Source organism: Streptomyces krungchingensis (assembly GCF_054729265.1).
This window is the reverse complement of record NZ_JBPUKY010000001.1, coordinates 1,952,352-1,971,694: the sequence shown is the minus strand read 5'-3', so window position 1 is coordinate 1,971,694 and position 19,343 is coordinate 1,952,352. Positions and strand designations below refer to the sequence as shown.

Below are 19,343 nucleotides of genomic sequence, written 5' to 3'. Positions count from 1 at the left end.
GAGGAGGCGGCCGGCGAGGGAGGCTCCGGCCGGTCGGGAGGAGCCCGCCTGGCCGCCGGCCGGACCGCTCTCCGCGTGGCGCCGGGATGCGTCGGACGGACCCTAAGGGCTGTCCCGTAATCCCTGGCGGGCGCACGACGACAGCTACGGCACCTCGCCGCGTTGTCGGATCGCCCGAATACACCCAGTATGAGGACGGCCCTCCGCCTTGCGATGCACCGCATCTGACGCCGCGCGCTGATCCACCAGGGATTACGGGACAGCCCTTAGCCCAGCGCCCGCAGCCCCGGCACGAACGCCACCAGGACCGGGACCACCGGGACCAGTGCGGCGGTGGCCGTCAGGCGCAGGCGCCGGGCCGCGGTGAGCCGGTCGGGGGGAGTGAGCAGGCGGTTCACGCGCTGCGGGACGTGCGCCTCCGGGGTGGGGCAGGGGCCGAACACGCCCCGGTCCTCGTTGAGTTCCACCAGGGCCAGGGCGATCGTGAGGCGGCCGAAGCGGCGCGAGGCCACGTCGTCGGCGGCGAGTTCGACGAGCCGGTGCATCTCGTCGCGGAAGGCGGCGAACACCGGCACCTGGGGGAAGCCGGTGGCCAGCGCCGCCGAGGAGTGCAGCAGCCAGTCGTGCCGGGCCCGCGCGTGACCCTGCTCATGGGCGAGCACGGCATCCAGCTGCCGTCCCTTGAGACGGCGCAACGCGGCCGTGGTGATGACGAGTTGGGGAGCGGTGCCGGGTAGCCACCAGGCGTCGGGGCGCTCGCCCTCCAGCACCACCAGGCGGTCGGCGCTCGGCTCCTCGCCGGGCAACAGCGGGGCGCGCAGGCGCAGTTCGGCGCGGCTCTGGCGGCGCCGCGCACGGGCCCGCAGAATCTCCCGGACCAGCATCGCGCCGGTCCACACGCCGCCGCAGGCGAGTGCCACGGCGGTCGTCGCGGCCCACGCGCCGCCCGTGCTCAGCGCGTACGCGTCCACGACGGAGCGCGGCGCCGGACCGAACACATGGCCCCGCACCGCCACCCACGCGGCGGCCGCGCTGAGCGTCATCGACAGGGCGCAGCACAGCAGGACGGCCGCCACCACGCACTGCCAGACCCACAGGGCGACCACCGGTTCACGGTCCGGCCAGTCGGCCCGTGCGAGCAGTCGTGGAGCCACCACGGCGACCACGGCGCCGAGCAGCAACAGTGCCGCGGGGACCATCATGGTCCGAAGCCTATGAGCGGGGTGTCGGCGCTGGATACGGGCCGCGAGGGCAAGTGACGCACGCCACGGTTTCGTACGGCGCTCTAACGCCTCGCGTCCGGTCCCGCGCTCGGCGGGCCCGTCCCGGGAGCGGTGTCCGACGGGCCGGTCTCAGAGAGTGACCAGCATGGCGAGCATGGCGATCCCCATGGACAGGCGGCAGGCCCGCGACAGTTCGGGCCGGTCGCCCCAGCCGACGGCGCGCGTGCTCCCGGCGGTGGTGCTCCCCAGGGGCAGCAGCCGGGCGCCCGAGCGCAGGACGTACGCGGCGAAGTACAGCAGGAGCGCGCCGGTGACCAGGGGGATGCCGGAGCCGCCGTGGTGGCCGTGGTGGCCGGGGGAGACGGCCATCGTGACCGCCATGTAGACCATCGCCAGGGCGCCCATCAGATGGTGCAGGTGGTGCGGGTCCGACCGGGACGTGCACAGGGCGCGCACGGCGGCGGCGCCGAACACGGCGGTGTAGACGAGCCAGGCCCAGCGCGGCGGGGCGGCCACGGCGGCCGGGACCGCCATCGCGGCCATGCCGAAGCCCATCAGCGCCTCGCCGCCCGCGGTCCGGCGCTGTTCCTCGACGCGGCTGCGCATGCGCAGCAGGCAGTAGGCGCCGGTCGCCGCGCACAGCGCGACGAGCAGCCAGCCGGGCGAAGCCGGTCCGTGCACCGTGTACCTCCCCGCTCTCCGATGTCGGACATCGGGCAGTCGGTCTGGACATGCCCCGAGCGTCCGGTGCGCAAGCGAGCGCAAGGGTGTACGTGGGGGAGCGTGCGGGAGTGTGCGCTGGTGAGGGGTGTGACGGAGGATATGTTTTACAAGTAAAACACCTGCTAATATTGTTCGTATGAGTAGTGCGACCGCCCCCAGGACCCCCCGCGTACGGCGCCTGCCGCTGACCGGAGTGCTGCGTCTCGGCAGACCGTCCGACATCTGGTTCAAGCCCGCGCTGAGCGCCGTCGTGGCCGTCGCCCTGCCCAACCTGACGCTCCTGGCGCTCGGCCGCCTCGACCTCGCCATGTACACGATGGCCGGATCGCTGTGTGCCCTGTACGCCCACAACCGGCCCTACGCGGCGCGGGCCCGCGCCGTCGCCTGGGTGGTGCTCGGCATGCTCGGCGGCCTCGCCGTCTCCCTCGTCACGGCCTCGCTCACCACGAACGCCGTCGTGCTGGTCACCGTCGGCGCCCTGCTCGCCGCAGCGCAGAAGGCGCTCTGCGACGCCACACGCATCGGGCCGCCCGGACACGTCGTCCTCGCCTTCATCTCCTCGGCGGCCCTGTTCGCGCCGCAGTCCCTCGGCCAGGTGCCCGGCCATCTCGCGCTCGGCGCGGCGGCCGGCGTGTGGGCCTGGATCGTCTGCATGGCCCCGGGCCTCGTCCGCCCGCACGGCCCCGAACGCCGCGCCACCGCGCACGCGCTGGACGCCGCCGCCGCGTACGTCGAGGCCAGGGAGGCCGGAGCCGACGGCGTACGGGCCCGTGCCGCCGCGGCCGCCGCCGTGCACGGCGCCTGGCAGTGCCTGCTGTCGACCGGAGCCCGCTCCGCACCCCGGCGCTCCCTCGAACGACTGGTCGTGCGTGCCGAGGTCGCGCTGGCCGCGCCCGCCGACACGGACTCCGGACTGCTGCGCGACTGGGCCCGTGACCTGCGCGGCAACCAGCCCCTGCCGCGTCCCGGCGACCTCTCCGGGGCCGCCGACGAACTCCTCGGGGTCGAGGCCGCGCTGACCTTCGGGGAACCGCCGCTGTTCCGCCGCCTCGGCCCGCTCGCGCCCATCGCCCTGCGCACCGCGCTCGGCTGCGCGCTCGCCGGGTACGTCTCGCTCGCCCTCGGCGTCGGCCGCCCCTACTGGGCGCTGGTCACCGCCGCGTCGCTCTACCAGGCCAACGTCACCCTGACCTGGAGCCGGGGCGTGCAGCGCGTCGTCGGCAACCTCGTCGGCGTGCTCGCCTTCGCGGCGATCGCCCCGCTGGCTCACCTCGGTCAGGCGGCCCTCGTGCTGTGCTGCCTCGCCCTCAACTTCGGTGCCGAGGCGCTGATCGGCCGCAACTACTGGCTCGGCAGCATCTGCGTGACCCCGATGGCCCTGCTGATCACCGAGTTCGCGCGGGTCCAGCAGCCCGGCGAGCTGATCACCGACCGTGTCGTGGACACCCTCGTGGGTGCGCTGGTCGGCTTCGTCGCCGCGATCGCGGTGACGAACCGCAGGGCCGGCGACCGCATCGAGCACACGCTCGCCGCCGTCGAGGGCGCCCGGGAGCGCGCCGCCGCGCTGCTGGCCGCGGAACACCCCGGGCCCGGTGCCCTGGAGTCGGCCCGACGGGATCTGTCCGCCGCCGTGGTCGCCCTGCGCGCCGCCGCGGACGCCGCGGCGGGCGAATGGTGGCAGCGCGCCCTGCCGGAGGAGCGGGTCGTGCGGGCCGAGCAGCTCGGACACCGTACGCTCGCGGCGACGGTACGACGGCAGGGACTGCACTGCTTGGAGGGCGCACAGGCATGACGACAGCGGACGGGCGGGCGCACGCGGAGGGCACTTCCGGGGGGCGGGGCCGCTCGGAGGCCGTACCCGCCGGGCCGGGGGCCGTCGGGGGAGTGCCCGTCGGCCGGGAGGACGGCGCGGACGCGCCCGCCGGGTCCGCGGATGCCGGGAGCGACCGCCTCGCCGCGACGGCGCCCGTCGGCCACGGGGGAAGCGGGGAGTGCGGGGAGCGCGGGGAGCGCGGGGAGCGCCTGGACGGTCCCGCTGGTTCCGCTGGTTCCGCCGGTTCCGCCGGTCCCGCCGGTCCGGCGGGCGAGGAGGCCGCCCCGGGTGCGCGGGCCGTGGCGGCACGGGCCTCCGGCAGCGGTCCCGCCCGTGAGGACGCCTCCTCCGGGAGCGGAACCTCCAGGGACGCCCCCTCGGAGAGGGGTACCTCCACGGACGCCCCCTCCGGGAGCGGAACCTCCACGGACGCCCCCTCCGAGAGCGGAACCTCCACGGACGCCCCCTCGGAGAGGGGAACCCCCTCGGACACGGGCGCCGGCACCCCCGCGGACACCGTCGCGGCCGTCGTCCGGCAGTGGCGGACCGTGCGCCCCGACCTCGACACCGGGCCCATGGAGGTCATCGGCCGCGTCAATCGCTGTGCCGCGCTCCTCCAGCAGGCCGAGGACGCGCCGTTGCGCCGGGCCGGGCTCACCCGCCCCGAGTTCGACGTCCTCGGAACCCTGCGGCGCACCGGACACGAACTCACCCCCAGCGAGATCGCCCGCGAGACGTTCTCCTCGGGCGCCGCCGTCACCAAGCGGCTCAAGCAGCTCACCGAACGCGGGCTGGTAGAGCGCCGGGGCGACACCCGTGACCGCCGGGTCGCTCATGTGCGGCTGACCGACGAGGGGCGCGATCTCGTCGACGGCGTCCTGCCCGAGCAACTGGCCTACGAGACCTCGGTCCTGTCCGGCGTCGACCCCGATCGCCGTCGTGAACTGGCCGGGCTGCTCGGCGAGTTGCTCGGCCAGCTGGAAGGCAGGCTCGGGCTGCCGCGGGCCTGAAGCCGTCAGAGGGAGAGCGGGAGCCGTGCCCGCCTCCCGGGGAGCGGGAGCCGCCCCGGGACCGTCCCGTCGCGGTGTCCCCGCCGCTAGCCTTCCTCGCCCGCCGCGTGGATTCCGAACGGCGCCCCCTGCGGGTCCTTCAGCACCGCGATGCGCGGGCCCTCCGGCACGGTCGTGGGTTCCATCAGCGTGCTGCCGCCCGCCGCCACGGCCGCGTGCGCCGTGGCGTCCACGTCCTCGACGGCGAAGTACGGCAGCCAGTGCGAGGGCACCTCCGGCGGGAACTTCTCGTCCAGCGTCAGCATGCCGCCGAAGTCGTCGCCGTCGATGCCCCATTGCGTGTACTGCTCCGAGGGGTTCACGGTCCAGCCGAACACCCGCGTGTAGAAGTCCGTGACCGGCCCCGGGGCGCGGGTCAGCAGTTCGACCCAGCCCAGCGCGCCCGGCGCGTTGAACAGTCCCGCGCCGGGGAAGGCACGTGCCTGCCACAGCTGGAAGAAGGCACCGCCGGGATCGACCGCGACAGCGAAACGGCCCACGTCGAACACGTCCATCGGCCCGAGGACGATCGTGCCCCCCGCCGCTCGCACCGCCTCGGCGGCCGCATCCGCGTCGGCCACGGCGAAGGACACGTTCCAGGCGACGGGCTGGGACTCCTGGTACCGGGGTGAGATGGCCGCCACCGCGGCGTCGCCCAGGTGCGCGACGGTGTAACCGCCCGCCTCCTGGCGCGGGTCCGTCTCCGGCCGCCATCCGAACAGGTCGGCGTAGAAGCGCTTGGCCCCCTCCAGATCACTGGTTCCGAGTTCGGTCCAGCAGGGACCGCCGGTCACCGGCCTGTCCAGCTTCATGAGGTTCCTTCCGCGGCGCCCATGGCGTTCCTTGTGCAGCGAGACCCCTTCAGCACGCTATGCCCGCGCCGGGACCCCGGCCACCGGGCGCCGCCCGGACCTCCCCACCGGCTGCTCGCGGGCCGTGCTGGACACCGTATAGGCCCCATATAGCGACCGAACCCACGCTCGACTCATTCGAACGGATGAGGGGGCTCGGACATGGGGCGGGACGGCAGCGCGGCTCGGGTGGCGGTCGTGACCGGTGGATCGCGGGGCATCGGCCGTGCCGTCGCCGTGCGACTGGCGCAGGACGGCTTCGACGTCGCGATCTGCTACCGGTCGGACGAGGCGGCGGCGCAGCTCGTGCGGAAGGAGATCGAGGACAGGGGGAGCCGGGCGCTGACCCGGCGTGTCGACGTGGGGGTCCGGGAGGACGTGCAGCAGTTCGTGACGGCCGTGGAGGACGAGCTCGGCACACCGGACGCCGTCGTGACGTCCGCGGGCATCACCCGCGACCGGCCGCTCGCCCTCATGGGGGACGAGGACTGGCACTCCGTCGTCGGCACCAACCTGAACGGCACCTACCACCTGCTGCGCTGCGTGATCCGACCGATGATCCGTGAGCGCGCGGGAGCCGTCGTCACCCTCTCCTCGGTCGCCGGAGTCGCCGGCAACGCGGGCCAGGCCAACTACGCGGCCTCCAAGGCGGGCATCGTCGGCCTCACCCAGTCACTGGCCAAGGAGGCCGGGCGCTACGGGATCCGGGCCAACGCCATCGCCCCCGGGTTCATCGAGACCGAGATGGTCGCCGACCTGCCCGAGAAGGTCGTGGAGGGCGCCCTGACCCGTATCCCGCTCGGCCGCTTCGGGCAGGCCGACGAGGTCGCCTCGCTCGCCTCCTTCCTGGTCTCCCCGCAGTCCGCGTACATCACCGGCCAGGTGCTCCGCGTCGACGGGGGCATGGCGCTGTGACCGGCGACGGCCTGTGGTTCCGCCGCTATCCCGCGGCCCGCCCGGCCCGGGTGCGGCTGGTGTGCCTCCCGCACGCGGGCGGCAACGCACAGCTCTTCCACGGCTGGCCGGGCCGGCTGCCCGGCGACGTCGAGGTGCTCGCCGTGCGCTACCCCGGACGCCAGGAGCGGATGACCGAGCCGTGCGTCGAGTCCATGGACGAGCTCGCCGACGAGGTCGCCCGGGCCCTGGACGCGTACCGGGACGTCCCGCTCGCGCTGTTCGGGCACAGCATGGGCGCCGCCGTGGCCTACGAGGTCGCGGCCCGCCTCGAAGCGACCGGACCCGGCCCCGTCCAGGTGTTCCTGTCCGCGCGCAACGCCCCGCACCGCGCGACCCGCACCGTGCTGCACCGGGCCGCCGACGATGTGCTGCTGGCCTCCGTACGGCGCCTGGGCAGCCTCGGCGGCGACCCCTACGGCGTACCGGAACTGCGCGAACTGCTGCTGCCCGTGCTGCGCAGCGACTACCGGCTCATCGAGACCTACGCGCCCCCGAACCCGCCCGTGCTGCGCACCCCGATCACCGCGTACGCCGGTGCCGCCGACCCCGGATGCGACGTCGAACGCGTCTCGGCCTGGGCCGAGTTGACCACGGGCGGCTTCGACCTGCGGTCGTTCCCCGGCGACCACTTCTACCTCGCCCCGCAGGAGGCCGAGCTGACCGCGGACATCGCCGCCCGGCTCGCCCGGCCGACCGGGGCGCCCACCGCAACCGCCATCCAGGCCGCGCAACCGGCCGCCACGACTGCGAGGACAGCTCCATGACCCACACCGAGACCTGGGCACCGCTGGAGATCAAGGCCGAGGACGGTGGCGGTGCCGGCGAACTGCTCGGCCGCCTCGACACCCTGGACCCCGGCCTGGACGAACTCCTCGTCCGCGAGAAGGCCCTGGTCTTCCGCGGGTTCGGCATCACGCCCGACACGCTCGACACGGCGCTCGACCGGCTGCTGCCGCACCGGCTCGCCTACGTCCACGGCAACTCGCCGCGCACCAAGGTCGGCGGCAATGTGTACACCTCGACGGAGTACCCGCAGGAGTACACCATCTCGATGCACAACGAGATGAGTTACGCGCACGCCTGGCCGACCCGGCTCGCCTTCTACTGCGAGGTCACGCCCGGCGGCGGGGGCGCGACCCCCGTCACCGACGCCGCCCGCTGGCTGGCCGCGCTCGACGACGAGGTGCGCGAGGCCTTCGCGGGCGGTGTGCGCTACGTGCAGAACCTGCACGACGGGTACGGCCTCGGCAAGAGCTGGCAGGACACCTTCGAGACCAAGGAACGCGGCGACGTCGAGGAGTTCCTCACCGGCACCGGCGCCGAGTGGACCTGGCGGCGCGACGGCAGCCTGCGCGTCGAATCGGTCCGACCCTCCACCACCCGGCACCCGGTCACCGGCGCCGAGGTCTGGTTCAACCAGGCCGACCAGTGGCACCCCGCCGGACTCGGCGACGACACCGCCGCCGAACTCGCCGCGATCCTCCCCGAGGACGAGCTGCCGCAGATGGTGAAGTTCGCCGACGGCGGCGCCATCCCCGCCGAGTACGTCACCCAGATCCGGGACCGGGGCCTTGCGGCCGCCGTCGACGTCGACTGGATCCGCGGCGACCTGCTCCTCATCGACAACGTGCTGCTGGCCCACGGGCGACGGCCGTTCACCGGTGACCGCCGCGTCCTCGTCGCGATGTCCGACTGAACCGGGAACGGACGACATGACCAGCACCCACGACATGACCCGCGCCGGAACCGGCGCGCTGCCCGGCTGGGCCGGCACCGGCACGGCGCCCCATCTGCACCGGGCCCGCACCGAGGACGCCGCCGTCCTCGCCGACATCCACACACACCGCGACGAGCTCCGCCGCTGCCTCGCACGACACGGAGCCGTCCTGCTGCGCGGCTACGCCATCGGCGGGGTCGACGGCTTCGACGCCGTGGTCCGTGCCTTCTCCGGCACGCCGCCACTGGCCTACGCGGAGCGCTCCTCGCCCCGCTCCACCATCAAGGGCCAGGTCTACACCTCGACCGACTACCCGGCGGCCGAGGAGATCTTCCTGCACAACGAGAACTCCTACCAGGCCGTGTGGCCCGGCACCCTCTACTTCCACTGCGCCGAACCGCCCACCACCCAGGGCGCCACCCCGCTCGCCGACACACGGCGCGTGCTCGCCGCCCTCGACCCCGATGTGCGCGAGGAGTTCGAGCGGCGCGGCTGGCAGGTGGTGCGCAACTTCCACACCGGCTTCGGAGTGCCCTGGCAGGAGGCGTTCGCCGCCACGGACCGGGACGCGGTGACCGCCTACTGCGCGGAGCGCGACATCGTCGCCGAATGGCGGCCCGACGGGGGACTGCGCACCACCGCCGCCCGTGCGGCCGTGCACCGCCATCCCGTCACCGGCGAGCGCGTCTGGTTCAACCACGCCACCTTCTTCCACGTCACCACCGTGGCCGAGGAGGTCGGAGCGGGCCTGCGGGCGATCTTCCCCGACGAGGACCTGCCCACCAACACGTACTACGGCGACGGCGGAGCCATCCCGGACGCCGTGACGGACCATCTGCGGTCCGTCTACCGGGCCAACTCCGTCCGCTTCGACTGGCAGCGCGACGACGTGCTGATCGTCGACAACATGCTCACCGCGCACGCGCGCGAGCCGTTCACCGGGCCCCGGCGGATCGCCGTGGCCATGGCCGAGCCGTCCGACGCCCCGTCGGACGGGAGGAGTTGAGGACGTCATGGCACAACCCGAGGCAGCGGGAGCTCCGTTGGAGACCTATCTGACCCCGCCGACCCACGGATCCCGCATCACCGGCATCGCCGCCTACCGGCCGGCGAAGCTGCTGTCCAACGAGGAGCTGTCCCCGCGCACCACCGTCTCCCCGCAGTGGATCGAACAGCGCACCGGCATCAGGACCCGGCACCACGCGAGCGAGGCCGAGGACCTGGTCACCATGTCCGTCGCCGCCGGCGAGAAGGCCCTGGTGATGGCCGACATCGACCCCACCGAGGTGGATCTCACCATCGTCGCCACCGCGACCCGCAAGCGCCGCATGCCGGGCATCGCGCCGGAGGTCGCCAGCCGCATCGGCCTGCCCAACTCGGGCGCGTACGACCTCAACGCGGTGTGCGCGGGCTTCACCTACTCGATGGCCATGGCCTCCGGCGCCGTACGGCTCGGCGAGGCACGGCACGTCCTCGTGGTCGGCGCCGAGCGCACCAGCGACTGGATCGACCCGGACGACCCCGACACCTTCGTCATCTTCGGCGACGGAGCCGGCGCCGCCGTGGTCTCGCGCTCCGAGCACACCGGGATCGGCCCCGCCGTGTGGGGCAGCGACGGCGCCCGGCACAACGTCCTCGGCCTCACCGAGAGGCCCGACGGACGCGAGTACGTCGCGATGAACGGCCCGCTCGTCTACAAGTGGTCCACGGCCACCATGCCGGACGTCGCGCACCGGGCCTGCGCCGCCGCCGGAATCACCATGCGGGACATCGACTGGTTCGTGCCGCACCAGGCCAACAACCGCATCATCAAGACCCTCACCCGGGAGCTGGAACTGCCGCCCGAGCGCGTCGTCAACGACGTCGTCGACACCGGCAACACCTCCGCCGCCTCGGTGCCCCTCGCACTCAGCCGCCTCCACGACAGCGGCCGCTCCACGCCCGGCGACCACGTGCTGCTGCTCGGCTTCGGCGCCGGCCTCACCTACGCCGGACAGGTCGTCCGCATGCCCTGACCAGGGCACCGCCACCCTTCCCAGCCCACCACTCAAGAGACGGATCCACACATGACGACGCACGAGACGACCACCGACGCCCTGACCGCCGAGGTCATCGCCCTGGTCCAGCGCACCGCCCCCGACCTGGAGGGCGACATCGACGCGGACTCCAGCTTCGAGGAGCTCGGCATGGACTCGCTCACCCGGGTCGACCTGCTGGCCGCCGTGGAGAAGACCTACCGCCTGTCCGTGCCCGACGAGACGGTCGCCGAACTGCTGCGCGTGCGGGACGTCGTCGCCTTCCTCGCGACCGCGAAGGCCGAGGTCTGACGGTGGAACGCCACCACGGGGGGCCGACGGTGGACACCGTCCTCGACACACCGCTGCCGCTGTCGGTGGGCCAGGAGGGGCTGTGGCTCCTCCAGCGCCTGGCCCCCGACAGCGCGACGTACAACCTCGCCGGCGGGGCCCGCATGACGCCCGCGCCGGACCCGGAGATCCTCGGCCGCGCCGTACGCGCCCTGACGGACCGTCATCCGATGCTCCGCTCGCGCTACACCGAGACCGACGGACAGCCCTGCCGCGTCGTCGAAGCGGTCGGCGCGCTCGGCGAACTGACGGTCCGTGAGGTGCCGGACGCGACGGACGAGGAGCTCGACGCACTGGTGCGGGCGGAGGTCCGCCGCCCCTTCCGGCTCGACACCGAGGGCCCCTTCCGGGCCGTCCTGCTGCGCCGCCGTGACGACGCCGTCGCCCTCGTCGTCACCCACCACATCGCCACCGACGCCTTCTCCCAGTGGCTGCTGTGGCGCGACCTGCTCCAGGCCTACGAGGCGTTCGCGACCGGCCACGACGATCCCGGCTGGGAACCGCTGCCCGTCGCCTACGACGACTTCGTCGAGCGCGAGCAAATGCTTCTCGACTCCTCGCGCGGCAAGCGGCAGGCCGAGTTCTGGCAGGAGGAGGCCGCCGGCGCGCAGGCCGCCGAACTGCCCACCGACCGGCCCCGCCCCGTCGTGTCCTCGCAGACCGGCGCGAGCCTGCTGCGCCGGCTGCCCGACCGGCTCTCCGACAAGGTGCTGCGCACCGCCGCGCAGCGCGGAGTCTCCCCGTTCGCCCTCACGCTCGGCGCCTTCCAGTCGCTGCTCCACCGCTGGGGCGGCCAGCGGGACTTCCTCCTCGCCTGCCCGGCGTCGACCCGCCGCTCCTCCGCGGCCCAGGTCGTCGGCTACTTCGTCAACCCCGTCCTCATCCGAGGCCGTTTCGGCCGCGACACCACCCTCGCGGACGCCATGACCCAGGCCGCCGACCGGGTCCGGCAGGCCACCGCACGCGTCTCCTACCCGTACCCGCTAGTCGCCCGCGACGCCGGCACCACGGGCCCGCTCTACCGGATCTCGGTGACGATGGTCGCCACCGACCGGTTCGGACCGGGCATGGGCGGCGCCGCCTCCGGCGAACCGATGACCGTGGCGGGCATCGAGACGACGTACCTGGAGATCCCGCACCTGGAAGGCCAGTGCGACCTCTCGCTGGAGATCACCCGTGATGTGTACGGGCTGACGATGGCGCTGCGCTACGACACCGACCTGTTCGAACGGGCCACGGTGGAGCGGCTGTTCGACGTCTTCCTGCGGTTCGTCGAGGCGGCGGCGGACGACCCCGACCAGCGCGTCTCCCGCATCCCGCTGACCGACGACGCCGAGCGCCGGGCCCTGCTCGCCCTGGGCGGCGCGGGCTCCGGCGGCACGCCGTGACCGCCGGGGCCCGGCGCCCCGCGACCGCCGTGACCGTCATGTCCCCGCGCCCCGCGACCGCCGGGGCCGTGCGGCCCGCGGCGGTCACGGCGCCGCGCCCCGTGACCGCCGCGCCGGCCCATCCCGAGACCGCCCACGAATCCGGCAGGAGTCCGCGTCCATGACGCCACGACCGGTGCTCGACGGCATCCTCGACGCCGTCGGCGACACACATCTGGTGGAACTGGGCGGCCTGCTGCCCCGTTTCCCCTCCCGGGTCCTCGCCAAGCTCGAAGGGTTCAACCCCGGAGGCAGCGTCAAGGACAGGTCCGCGCTGTCCATGCTGCTGGGCCGGATCAGAGGCGGCGAACTCGTCCCCGGCCGCTCCACGGTCGTGGAGTCCAGCTCCGGCAACCTGGCCATCGGCATCGCCCAGATCTGCCGCTACTACGGGATCGACTTCATCTGCGTCGTCGACCCCAAGACCACCCGGCAGAACCTGAAGATCCTGCGCGCCTACCAGGTCACGGTCGACATGGTCACCGAACCCGACCCCGACACCGGCGCCTACCTCCCCGCCCGGCTCGCCCGGGTCCGCGAGCTGGTGGCCGCCCTGCCCGGCGCGTACTGGCCCAACCAGTACGCCAACCCGCTCAACCCGCGGGCCCACACCCGGACCATGCGGGAGATCGCCGAGGCGCTGGACGGCCGGGTCGACTACCTGTTCTGCGCGACCGGAACCGGCGGCACCCTCACCGGCTGCGCCGACTACATCCGTGACCACGGTCTGTCCACGACGCTGGTCGGCGTCGACGCGCTCGGCAGCGTGCTGTTCGGCGGCCCGGCCGGACCCAGGCTGCTCCCCGGGCACGGCGCGGCCGTCCGCCCGGCCCTCTTCGATCCGGCACGCGCCGACGAAGTGGTGCTCGTCTCGGACCTCGACTGCGTGGTCGGCTGCCGGACCCTGACGCAGCGCGAGGCCATCCTCGCGGGCGGCTCGTCCGGCGCCGTCACCGCCGCCCTGGGCCGGTTCGCCGACCGCATCCCCGCCGGCAGCACCTGCGTGCTGGTCTTCCCGGACCGCGGCGACCGCTACCTCGACACGATCTACGACGACGAATGGGTGCGCCGCCACTTCGGCGAAGTGAGCCACCTGTGGAAGGAACCGGAGCACACCATGGCGGTGGGAACATGCTGATCATCGGCCACCAGACGGTCGCGGGCCTCCTCGAAGGCCGCGAGAAGGAGGTCGTCGACCTCGTCGCCGAGGCCTACCGGCGCCACGACGAGGGCCGCACCAGCCTGCCGCACTCCGTCTTCCTCCGCTTCCCCGACCGCCCCCGGGACCGCATCATCGGACTGCCCGCCTATCTCGGCGGCGGCACCGAGACCGGCGACGAGGACATCGCCGGAATGAAGTGGATCGCCTCCTTCCCCGGCAACATCGCCTCCGGGATGCAGCGCGCCAGCGCGGCCATCCTTCTCAACTCGCTGCGCAACGGACAGCCCGAAGCGCTCATCGAGGGCTCCCTGATCTCCGCCCGGCGCACCGCCGCGTCCGCCGCGGTGGGCGCGCGCGTACTGCTCGCCGGCCGCAGGCCCTCCGGGATCACACTCATCGGCTGCGGCGTCATCAACCGCGAGGTGCTCCGCTTCCTCGCCGCCGAACACCCGGGCCTCGACCGGCTCACCGTGTACGACACCGACCCCGAGCGCGCCAGGCGGTTCACCCTGGACCACGCACGGCTGCTGCCGTCGGCGGCCGTCCGCCACTGCGACACCCTCGACGAGGCCCTGGCCGCCCACGACCTGGTGTCCGTCGCCACCACCGCCGCGACCCCGCACACCTCCCTCGACGCCTGCCCGCCCGGCACGGTGGTGCTGCACCTCTCGCTGCGCGACATCACCGTCCCGGCCGTCCTCGACTCCCACAACGTCGTCGACGACCCCGACCACGTGTGCCGCGAGAACACCTCGGTCCACCTCGCCGAACTCACCTCCGGAGGACGGGACTTCATCGACGCGAGCATCGGCGCTCTGCTGCGCGGCACCGCGACGCTCGCCCCGCGGCCCGGCAGACGGCTCGTGTACTCGCCGTTCGGGCTCGGTGTCCTCGACCTCGCGCTCGCCCGCTTCGTACGGGACCGGGCCCGCGCCGGCGGACTCGGCACCGACGTCACGGACTTCCTGCCGCCGCCCGCCGCGTAGGCCACCCGCCCTCCCGCACACCGCCGGCCGCGCCGCCGCGAACCGCCGGACCACCGGCGGCGGCCGGGGCCGCCGCACCACGGGCGGCGCCGCCGAGGGCCGTCGCACCGCCGCACGCGCTCACTTCCCTGGAGAAGAGAAGAGATGACAGTCCCGCTGCACCGACTCATCGCCCACCAGGCCGTGTCGACTCCGCTCGCCGTCGCGGTCGACGGCGCCCAGGGGCCACTGAGCTACGAAGCGCTCGACCGGCGCGCCAACCGGATCGCGCGGCTCCTCGCGTCCCGCGGCGTCGGCGCCGAGGACCGGGTCGTCGTCTGCCTGCCGCGCGGCCACGACCTCGTCGCCGCCCTGCTAGGCGTGTGGAAGGCGGGCGCCGCCTACGTGCCGCTGGACACGGGGCACCCGCGGGAGCGCACGGCCTGGGTCGTCGCGGACAGCGGTGCGCGCACGGTACTGACGAGCGGGACCGACGCCGACACCTTCGCGGAGCTCCTGCCCGGCGGAGTCGTGGACCTCGACCGGGAGTCCGACGCCCTCGCCGCACTGCCCGACACGGCACCCGGGACCGAGGTCACCGCCGACCACGCCGCCTACCTCACCTACACCTCGGGCTCGACCGGACGTCCCAAGGGCGTCCTCGTGCAGCACGGCGGCATCGCCGGCCGGGTCGCCTGGTCCCTCGACAACCAGGGAGTGACCGGCACGGACCGCGTGCTCCAGAAGACCGTCCTCACCTTCGACGCCGCAGGCTGGGAACTGTTCACCCCGCTCGCCGCGGGCGCCACCGTCGTCATGGCACCGCCCGGCGCCGAGGCCGACCCCGCCCTGCTCGTGGCGACGGTCGCCGACGAGCACGTCACCGTCCTCCAGGGCGTGCCGTCCGTGCTGCGGCTGCTCGTCGCCGAGCCGCGCTGGACGGACTGCGCCGACCTGCGACTGGTGTGCTCGGCGGGCGAACCCCTCGACGGGGAACTGTGCCGGGCGCTCGCCGAACCGGGCGCCGCCCGCGTCTGGAACACCTACGGACCCACCGAGTGCTCCATTGACGTCACCGCCCAGCTCTACGACCCGGAGCGGCACACCGAGGCCGTCCCCATCGGGCGACCCCTGGACCACATGCGGGTCTACGTCCTCGACGCCGAGTTCGACCCGGTGCCCGTCGGGGTCGTGGGCGAGCTGTACGCCGCCGGCGACGGCACCGCGCGCGGCTACGCCGGCCGGCCCGCGCAGACCGCCGAGCGTTTCCTGCCCGACCCGCACGGCCCCGCGGGCAGCCGCATGTACCGCACCGGCGACCTGGTGCGCTGGCGGTCCGACGGCGCCCTGGACTTCCTCGGCCGCGCCGACCACCAGGTCAAGGTCAACGGCGTCCGCATCGAACCCGCCGAGGTCGAGGCCGCACTGAACGCCCACCCCGACGTCCGCGGAGCCGTCGTCGACGCCCGCACCCTGGGCGACGGCAAGCGGCTCGTCGCCTACCTGACCACGGCCCGCCGCATCCCGCGCGACGAACTGCGCACCTTCCTGCGCGGCAGGCTGCCCGAACCGATGATCCCCTCGCTGTTCGTGCCGCTGGACGCCTTCCCGCTCACCAGCAGCGGCAAGGTGGACCGCGCCGCCCTGCCCGACCCGGCCCTGGAGCCGGCCAAGGACTCCGCCGAGCACGTCGCCCCCCGTACCCCCGCCGAGCGCCTCGTGGCGCAGGTGTGGGAACAGCTCCTCCAGGTCGAACAGGTCGGCGCCCACGACGACTTCTTCTCGCTCGGCGGCTCCTCCCTGGTCCTGACCCGGCTGGCCGACGCGCTGCGCAGGGCATCCGGCGACGACATCCAACTGCGCGGCCTCTTCGGCGCGTTCACCGTCGAGGCGCAGGCGAGGCTGCTGGAGGACGCGCGGCCCGCCGTCCCCGGTGTGACACCCGTCGGACGCGACGAGCCGCTGCCGCTCTCCTTCGGCCAGCACCGGCTGTGGTTCCTGGACCGTATGCACCCGGGCAGCCCCGAATGGGTGGCCCCGTTCTTCCTGCGGCTGCCCGCCGGCACCACGCGTGACGTCGTGCAGTCCGCCCTCGACGCGCTGGAGGCCCGCCACGAGTCCCTGCGCACCCGGTACCTGGTCCGGGGCGAGGAACCCCGCCAGGTGATCGCCGCGCCGGGCACCGTCGAACTGCGCGTCGAGGACGCCTCGGAGGCCGACCTGGAGGGCCTGTTCGCACAGCAGTTCGCCCGCGGCTTCGACCTCGCCGAGGGCCCGCTGTGGCGCGCCCTGATGGTCCGCGTGCCGAAGGGCGGCCCGGTCCTGCTGGTGACGGCCCATCACATCGCCACCGACGGCTGGTCGACCGTCCTGCTCGACCGCGAACTGCGCGAACTGTGCGCCGCGGCGACCGAGGGCCGTCCTCCCGAGCTCGGTGAACTCCACTTGCAGTACGGCGACTTCGCGGCCTGGCAGGCGTCCCACGCCGCCGAGGTCTCCTCGTCGCGCGAACTCGACCACTGGAAGCAGGCACTCTCGGGGCTGCCCGAGCTCAGGCTCCCCACCGACCGGCCGCGGCCCGCCCGGCGCGACGCGCACGGCTCCGGCGTCAGGTTCTCCGTGCCGGCCTCCCTCGCCGACACCCTCACCGGCATCGGACGCCGGCACGGCGCGACCCCGTACGTCACCCTGCTCGCGGCCTTCGGCGCGCTGCTGGGCCGCTACAGCGGGCAGGACGACTTCGGCATCGGCAGCCCGGTCACCGGCCGGACCCGCCCGGAGACCCAGGACACGGTCGGCTTCTTCCTCAATTCCCTCGTGATGCGCTGCGACCTGACCGGTGACCCCACGTTCGCCGAGCTGCTCCAGCGGGTCCGTGCCACCGTGATGGCCGGATTCGCCCACCAGGAGCTGCCCTTCGAACGCCTCGTGGACGAGCTCCAGCCCACCCGCGACCTCTCGCGCACCCCGCTCTACCAGGTCGCCTTCGACCTCCAGGACGAGGGAGCGACCTCGGTCGCCGCCGACGACGTCCTGATGGACGCCTTCCAGGGCGCTTGGCGGGTCGCCAAGACCGACCTCACCCTCTTCGTATGGCGACAGCACGACGGCTCGCTGATCGGCGCCTTCGAATACGCCACCTCGCTCTTCGACCGCGGGACGGTCGAGCGTCTGGCCCACCACTTCGTCCAGCTCCTCGAAGCCGTGGCCGCCGACGCGGACACCGCCCTGTCCGCCGTCGACATCAGCTCCGTGCAGGAACGCCGACTGCTGAAGGCGTGGAACGACACGGGGGTTGAGGTGCCGGGGGTGTCGGTGCCGGAGTTGATCGCTGTGCGTGCGGCGACGTCGCCGGGTGTGGTGGCGGTGGAGGCGGCGGGGCGGTCGTTGACGTTCGGTGAGTTGGTGGAGCGGGCGGATCGTCTGGCGCAGGCTTTGTATGGTGCCGGCGTTGGTGGGGGTTCGTCGGTGGCGGTGTTGCTGGATCGGTCGGTTGATCTGGTGGTGGCGTTGCTGGCGGTGTGGCGTGCTGGGGCGGGGTTTGTGCCGTTGGATCCGGTGTTGCCGGGGGAGCGGGTGGCCGGGATGCTGGCGGATGCCGGCGTCGAGGTCGCGGTGACGTCCGCCGGGTATGTGGACCGTTTCGGTGTCGAGGTCGTGCGGGCCGATGTGGAGCACCCGGATGCGGGTGGACCGTTGCCGTCGGTGGATCTGGATGGTTTGGCGTACACGGTGTTCACGTCGGGTTCGACGGGTCGGCCGAAGGGTGTGCAGGTTTCGCATCGGGGTCTGGTCAATCATGTGGACTGGGCGGTGCGGGAGTTGGCGTCGTGTGGTTCGGGTGGTGCGCCGGTGTTCTCGTCGGTGGCGTTCGACCTGGTGGTGCCGAATGTGTGGGCGCCGTTGGTGGCGGGTCAGCGGGTGTGGTTGTTCGACGGTGAGCTGACCGAGCTGGGTGGTGCGCTGGCCGAGGCCGGCCCGTTCTCCTTCCTCAAGCTCACCCCGGGTCATCTGGAGGTGATCGGCGGTCAGCTCTTGGATGACGAGATTCGTGCGCTGACGTCGCGGATCGTGGTCGCGGGTGAGGCCCTGCCTGGGGCGCTGGTGGAGCGGTGGCGGGGGTTGCTGGGGGATGGTCGGGTGTGGAACGAGTACGGTCCGACCGAGGCGACGGTGGGTACGTGTGTGTTCCCCGTCGAGACCTCCCATGAAGGTGTCGTCCCGATCGGCCGCCCACTGCCCAACGTCCAGATGCGTGTCCTGGACGCCGAGCTGCGTCCGGTTCCCGTGGGCGTGGTCGGTGAGTTGTACGTCGGCGGGACCGGTGTGGCTCGTGGTTACGTGGGTGATCCGGTGCGGACGGCGCAACGGTTCGTCCCGGACCCGTTCGGTGAGCCGGGTGAGCGGATGTATCGGTCGGGTGATCTGGCGCGGTGGCGGTCGGACGGTGCCGTGGAGTTCCTGGGCCGGATCGACGATCAGGTGAAGGTGCGTGGTTACCGGATCGAACTCGGCGAGATCCGGGCCGCGTTGACCGCGCACCCCGACGTCACGGACGCGGCCGTGGTCGTGACCGACGACCAGCGCCTGATCGCCTACGTCGTCGGCAGCGCCGGCGCACTCGCCGGCGCCCTCGGGTCCGTGTTGCCGGAGTACATGATCCCCTCCGTGTTCGTCGAGATCGACGCGATCCCGCTGACGGCGAACGGCAAGCTGGACCGGAGCGCGCTGCCGGACCCGGAGGCCGTCGCCACCGACACCTACGTCGCGCCCCGCAGCGAGATCGAGGAGGGCATCTCGGCCATCTGGGGCCAGGTGCTGGGCCTGGACAAGGTCGGTGTCGAGGACAATTTCTTCGACCTCGGCGGCCATTCGATCCTCGCCGTACGGCTCATCTCGCGGCTCCAGGCCGAGTACGACCTGGACCTGCCGGTGCGGGTCGCGTTCGAGCGCCCCACCGTGGCGCAGCTCGCCGTGGAGATCGAGGACCGGGTGCGCGCCGAGATCGACGCGCTCCTGACCGACTCCCGCTGACCGCCGCGGGCCGGCCCGACGCGTGCCGCAGACCCCACCCGAGGAGCGCCGCCGGT

The 19,343-nt window shown here is 73.3% G+C and carries 14 protein-coding genes and 1 pseudogene; 12 read left to right on the top strand and 3 right to left on the bottom strand.

The features are described from left to right. Nucleotides 1–266: 266 nt before the first annotated feature. Together ACSYGO_RS08840 and ACSYGO_RS08835 are read right to left on the bottom strand one after the other, a co-directional pair. A complete protein-coding gene (locus ACSYGO_RS08840; RefSeq protein ID WP_426682728.1) occupies nucleotides 267–1,202 on the bottom strand; it encodes a M56 family metallopeptidase in 936 nt (311 codons plus the stop codon). A gap of 150 nt (nucleotides 1,203–1,352) precedes the next feature. After that, the gene (locus ACSYGO_RS08835) at nucleotides 1,353–1,904 is read right to left on the bottom strand and encodes a DUF5134 domain-containing protein (RefSeq protein ID WP_432190410.1); all 552 of its coding nucleotides are present in this window, start codon (nucleotides 1,902–1,904) and stop codon (nucleotides 1,353–1,355) included. Between the two features lie 178 nt (nucleotides 1,905–2,082). On the opposite strand from ACSYGO_RS08835, the gene ACSYGO_RS08830 reads away from it, so the two are divergent. Both ACSYGO_RS08830 and ACSYGO_RS08825 read left to right on the top strand, forming a co-directional pair. Next, nucleotides 2,083–3,738: an FUSC family protein gene (locus tag ACSYGO_RS08830; RefSeq protein ID WP_460386413.1), complete on the top strand. Its 1,656-nt coding sequence runs from the start codon at nucleotides 2,083–2,085 to the stop codon at nucleotides 3,736–3,738. A gap of 524 nt (nucleotides 3,739–4,262) precedes the next feature. Beyond that, nucleotides 4,263–4,769, top strand: a pseudogene (locus ACSYGO_RS08825) (MarR family winged helix-turn-helix transcriptional regulator); the annotation flags it as partial. A gap of 86 nt (nucleotides 4,770–4,855) precedes the next feature. Here ACSYGO_RS08825 and ACSYGO_RS08820 read toward each other — a convergent pair. Next, nucleotides 4,856–5,620 carry a VOC family protein gene (locus ACSYGO_RS08820; RefSeq protein ID WP_432176902.1) on the bottom strand — a complete coding sequence of 255 codons (765 nt, stop codon included), beginning with the start codon at nucleotides 5,618–5,620 and terminating at the stop codon, nucleotides 4,856–4,858. Between the two features lie 201 nt (nucleotides 5,621–5,821). Here ACSYGO_RS08820 and fabG point away from each other — a divergent pair, with 201 nt between their 5' ends. The 10 genes from fabG to ACSYGO_RS08770 all read left to right on the top strand — a co-directional run bounded on the left by fabG (nucleotide 5,822) and on the right by ACSYGO_RS08770 (nucleotide 19,287). Beyond that, on the top strand, nucleotides 5,822–6,574 hold the full coding sequence (gene fabG / locus ACSYGO_RS08815; protein WP_345647164.1) for a 3-oxoacyl-[acyl-carrier-protein] reductase: 753 nt from the start codon (nucleotides 5,822–5,824) through the stop codon (nucleotides 6,572–6,574). Continuing rightward, entirely contained in the window at nucleotides 6,571–7,380 is an 810-nt protein-coding gene (locus tag ACSYGO_RS08810; RefSeq protein WP_432176903.1) for a thioesterase II family protein, read from the top strand. Before fabG ends, ACSYGO_RS08810 begins: the two co-directional genes overlap by 4 nt. Further along, complete coding sequence (locus ACSYGO_RS08805) at nucleotides 7,377–8,312, top strand: TauD/TfdA family dioxygenase (RefSeq protein WP_426682733.1); 936 nt, start codon at nucleotides 7,377–7,379, stop codon at nucleotides 8,310–8,312. Before ACSYGO_RS08810 ends, ACSYGO_RS08805 begins: the two co-directional genes overlap by 4 nt. A 16-nt stretch (nucleotides 8,313–8,328) precedes the next feature. After that, nucleotides 8,329–9,339 (top strand): TauD/TfdA family dioxygenase, encoded by a 1,011-nt coding sequence (locus tag ACSYGO_RS08800; protein WP_460386412.1) that lies wholly within the window; start codon nucleotides 8,329–8,331, stop codon nucleotides 9,337–9,339. Between the two features lie 7 nt (nucleotides 9,340–9,346). Beyond that, nucleotides 9,347–10,348: a beta-ketoacyl-ACP synthase III gene (locus tag ACSYGO_RS08795; RefSeq protein ID WP_095932635.1), complete on the top strand. Its 1,002-nt coding sequence runs from the start codon at nucleotides 9,347–9,349 to the stop codon at nucleotides 10,346–10,348. 51 nt (nucleotides 10,349–10,399) lie between these two features. Continuing rightward, nucleotides 10,400–10,660: an acyl carrier protein gene (locus ACSYGO_RS08790; RefSeq protein ID WP_345647149.1), complete on the top strand. Its 261-nt coding sequence runs from the start codon at nucleotides 10,400–10,402 to the stop codon at nucleotides 10,658–10,660. Between the two features lie 2 nt (nucleotides 10,661–10,662). Further along, nucleotides 10,663–12,087, top strand: a complete 1,425-nt coding sequence (locus tag ACSYGO_RS08785) for a condensation domain-containing protein (RefSeq protein WP_426682736.1) — start codon at nucleotides 10,663–10,665, stop codon at nucleotides 12,085–12,087. A gap of 160 nt (nucleotides 12,088–12,247) precedes the next feature. Next, nucleotides 12,248–13,264, top strand: coding sequence for a 2,3-diaminopropionate biosynthesis protein SbnA (gene sbnA, locus ACSYGO_RS08780; RefSeq protein WP_432176906.1), 1,017 nt, complete (start codon nucleotides 12,248–12,250; stop codon nucleotides 13,262–13,264). Continuing rightward, on the top strand, nucleotides 13,258–14,274 hold the full coding sequence (gene sbnB, locus ACSYGO_RS08775) for a 2,3-diaminopropionate biosynthesis protein SbnB (RefSeq protein WP_432176907.1): 1,017 nt from the start codon (nucleotides 13,258–13,260) through the stop codon (nucleotides 14,272–14,274). Before sbnA ends, sbnB begins: the two co-directional genes overlap by 7 nt. A gap of 144 nt (nucleotides 14,275–14,418) precedes the next feature. Further along, nucleotides 14,419–19,287 carry an amino acid adenylation domain-containing protein gene (locus ACSYGO_RS08770; RefSeq protein WP_460386411.1) on the top strand — a complete coding sequence of 1,623 codons (4,869 nt, stop codon included), beginning with the start codon at nucleotides 14,419–14,421 and terminating at the stop codon, nucleotides 19,285–19,287. The last annotated feature ends 56 nt before the right edge of the window (nucleotides 19,288–19,343 follow it).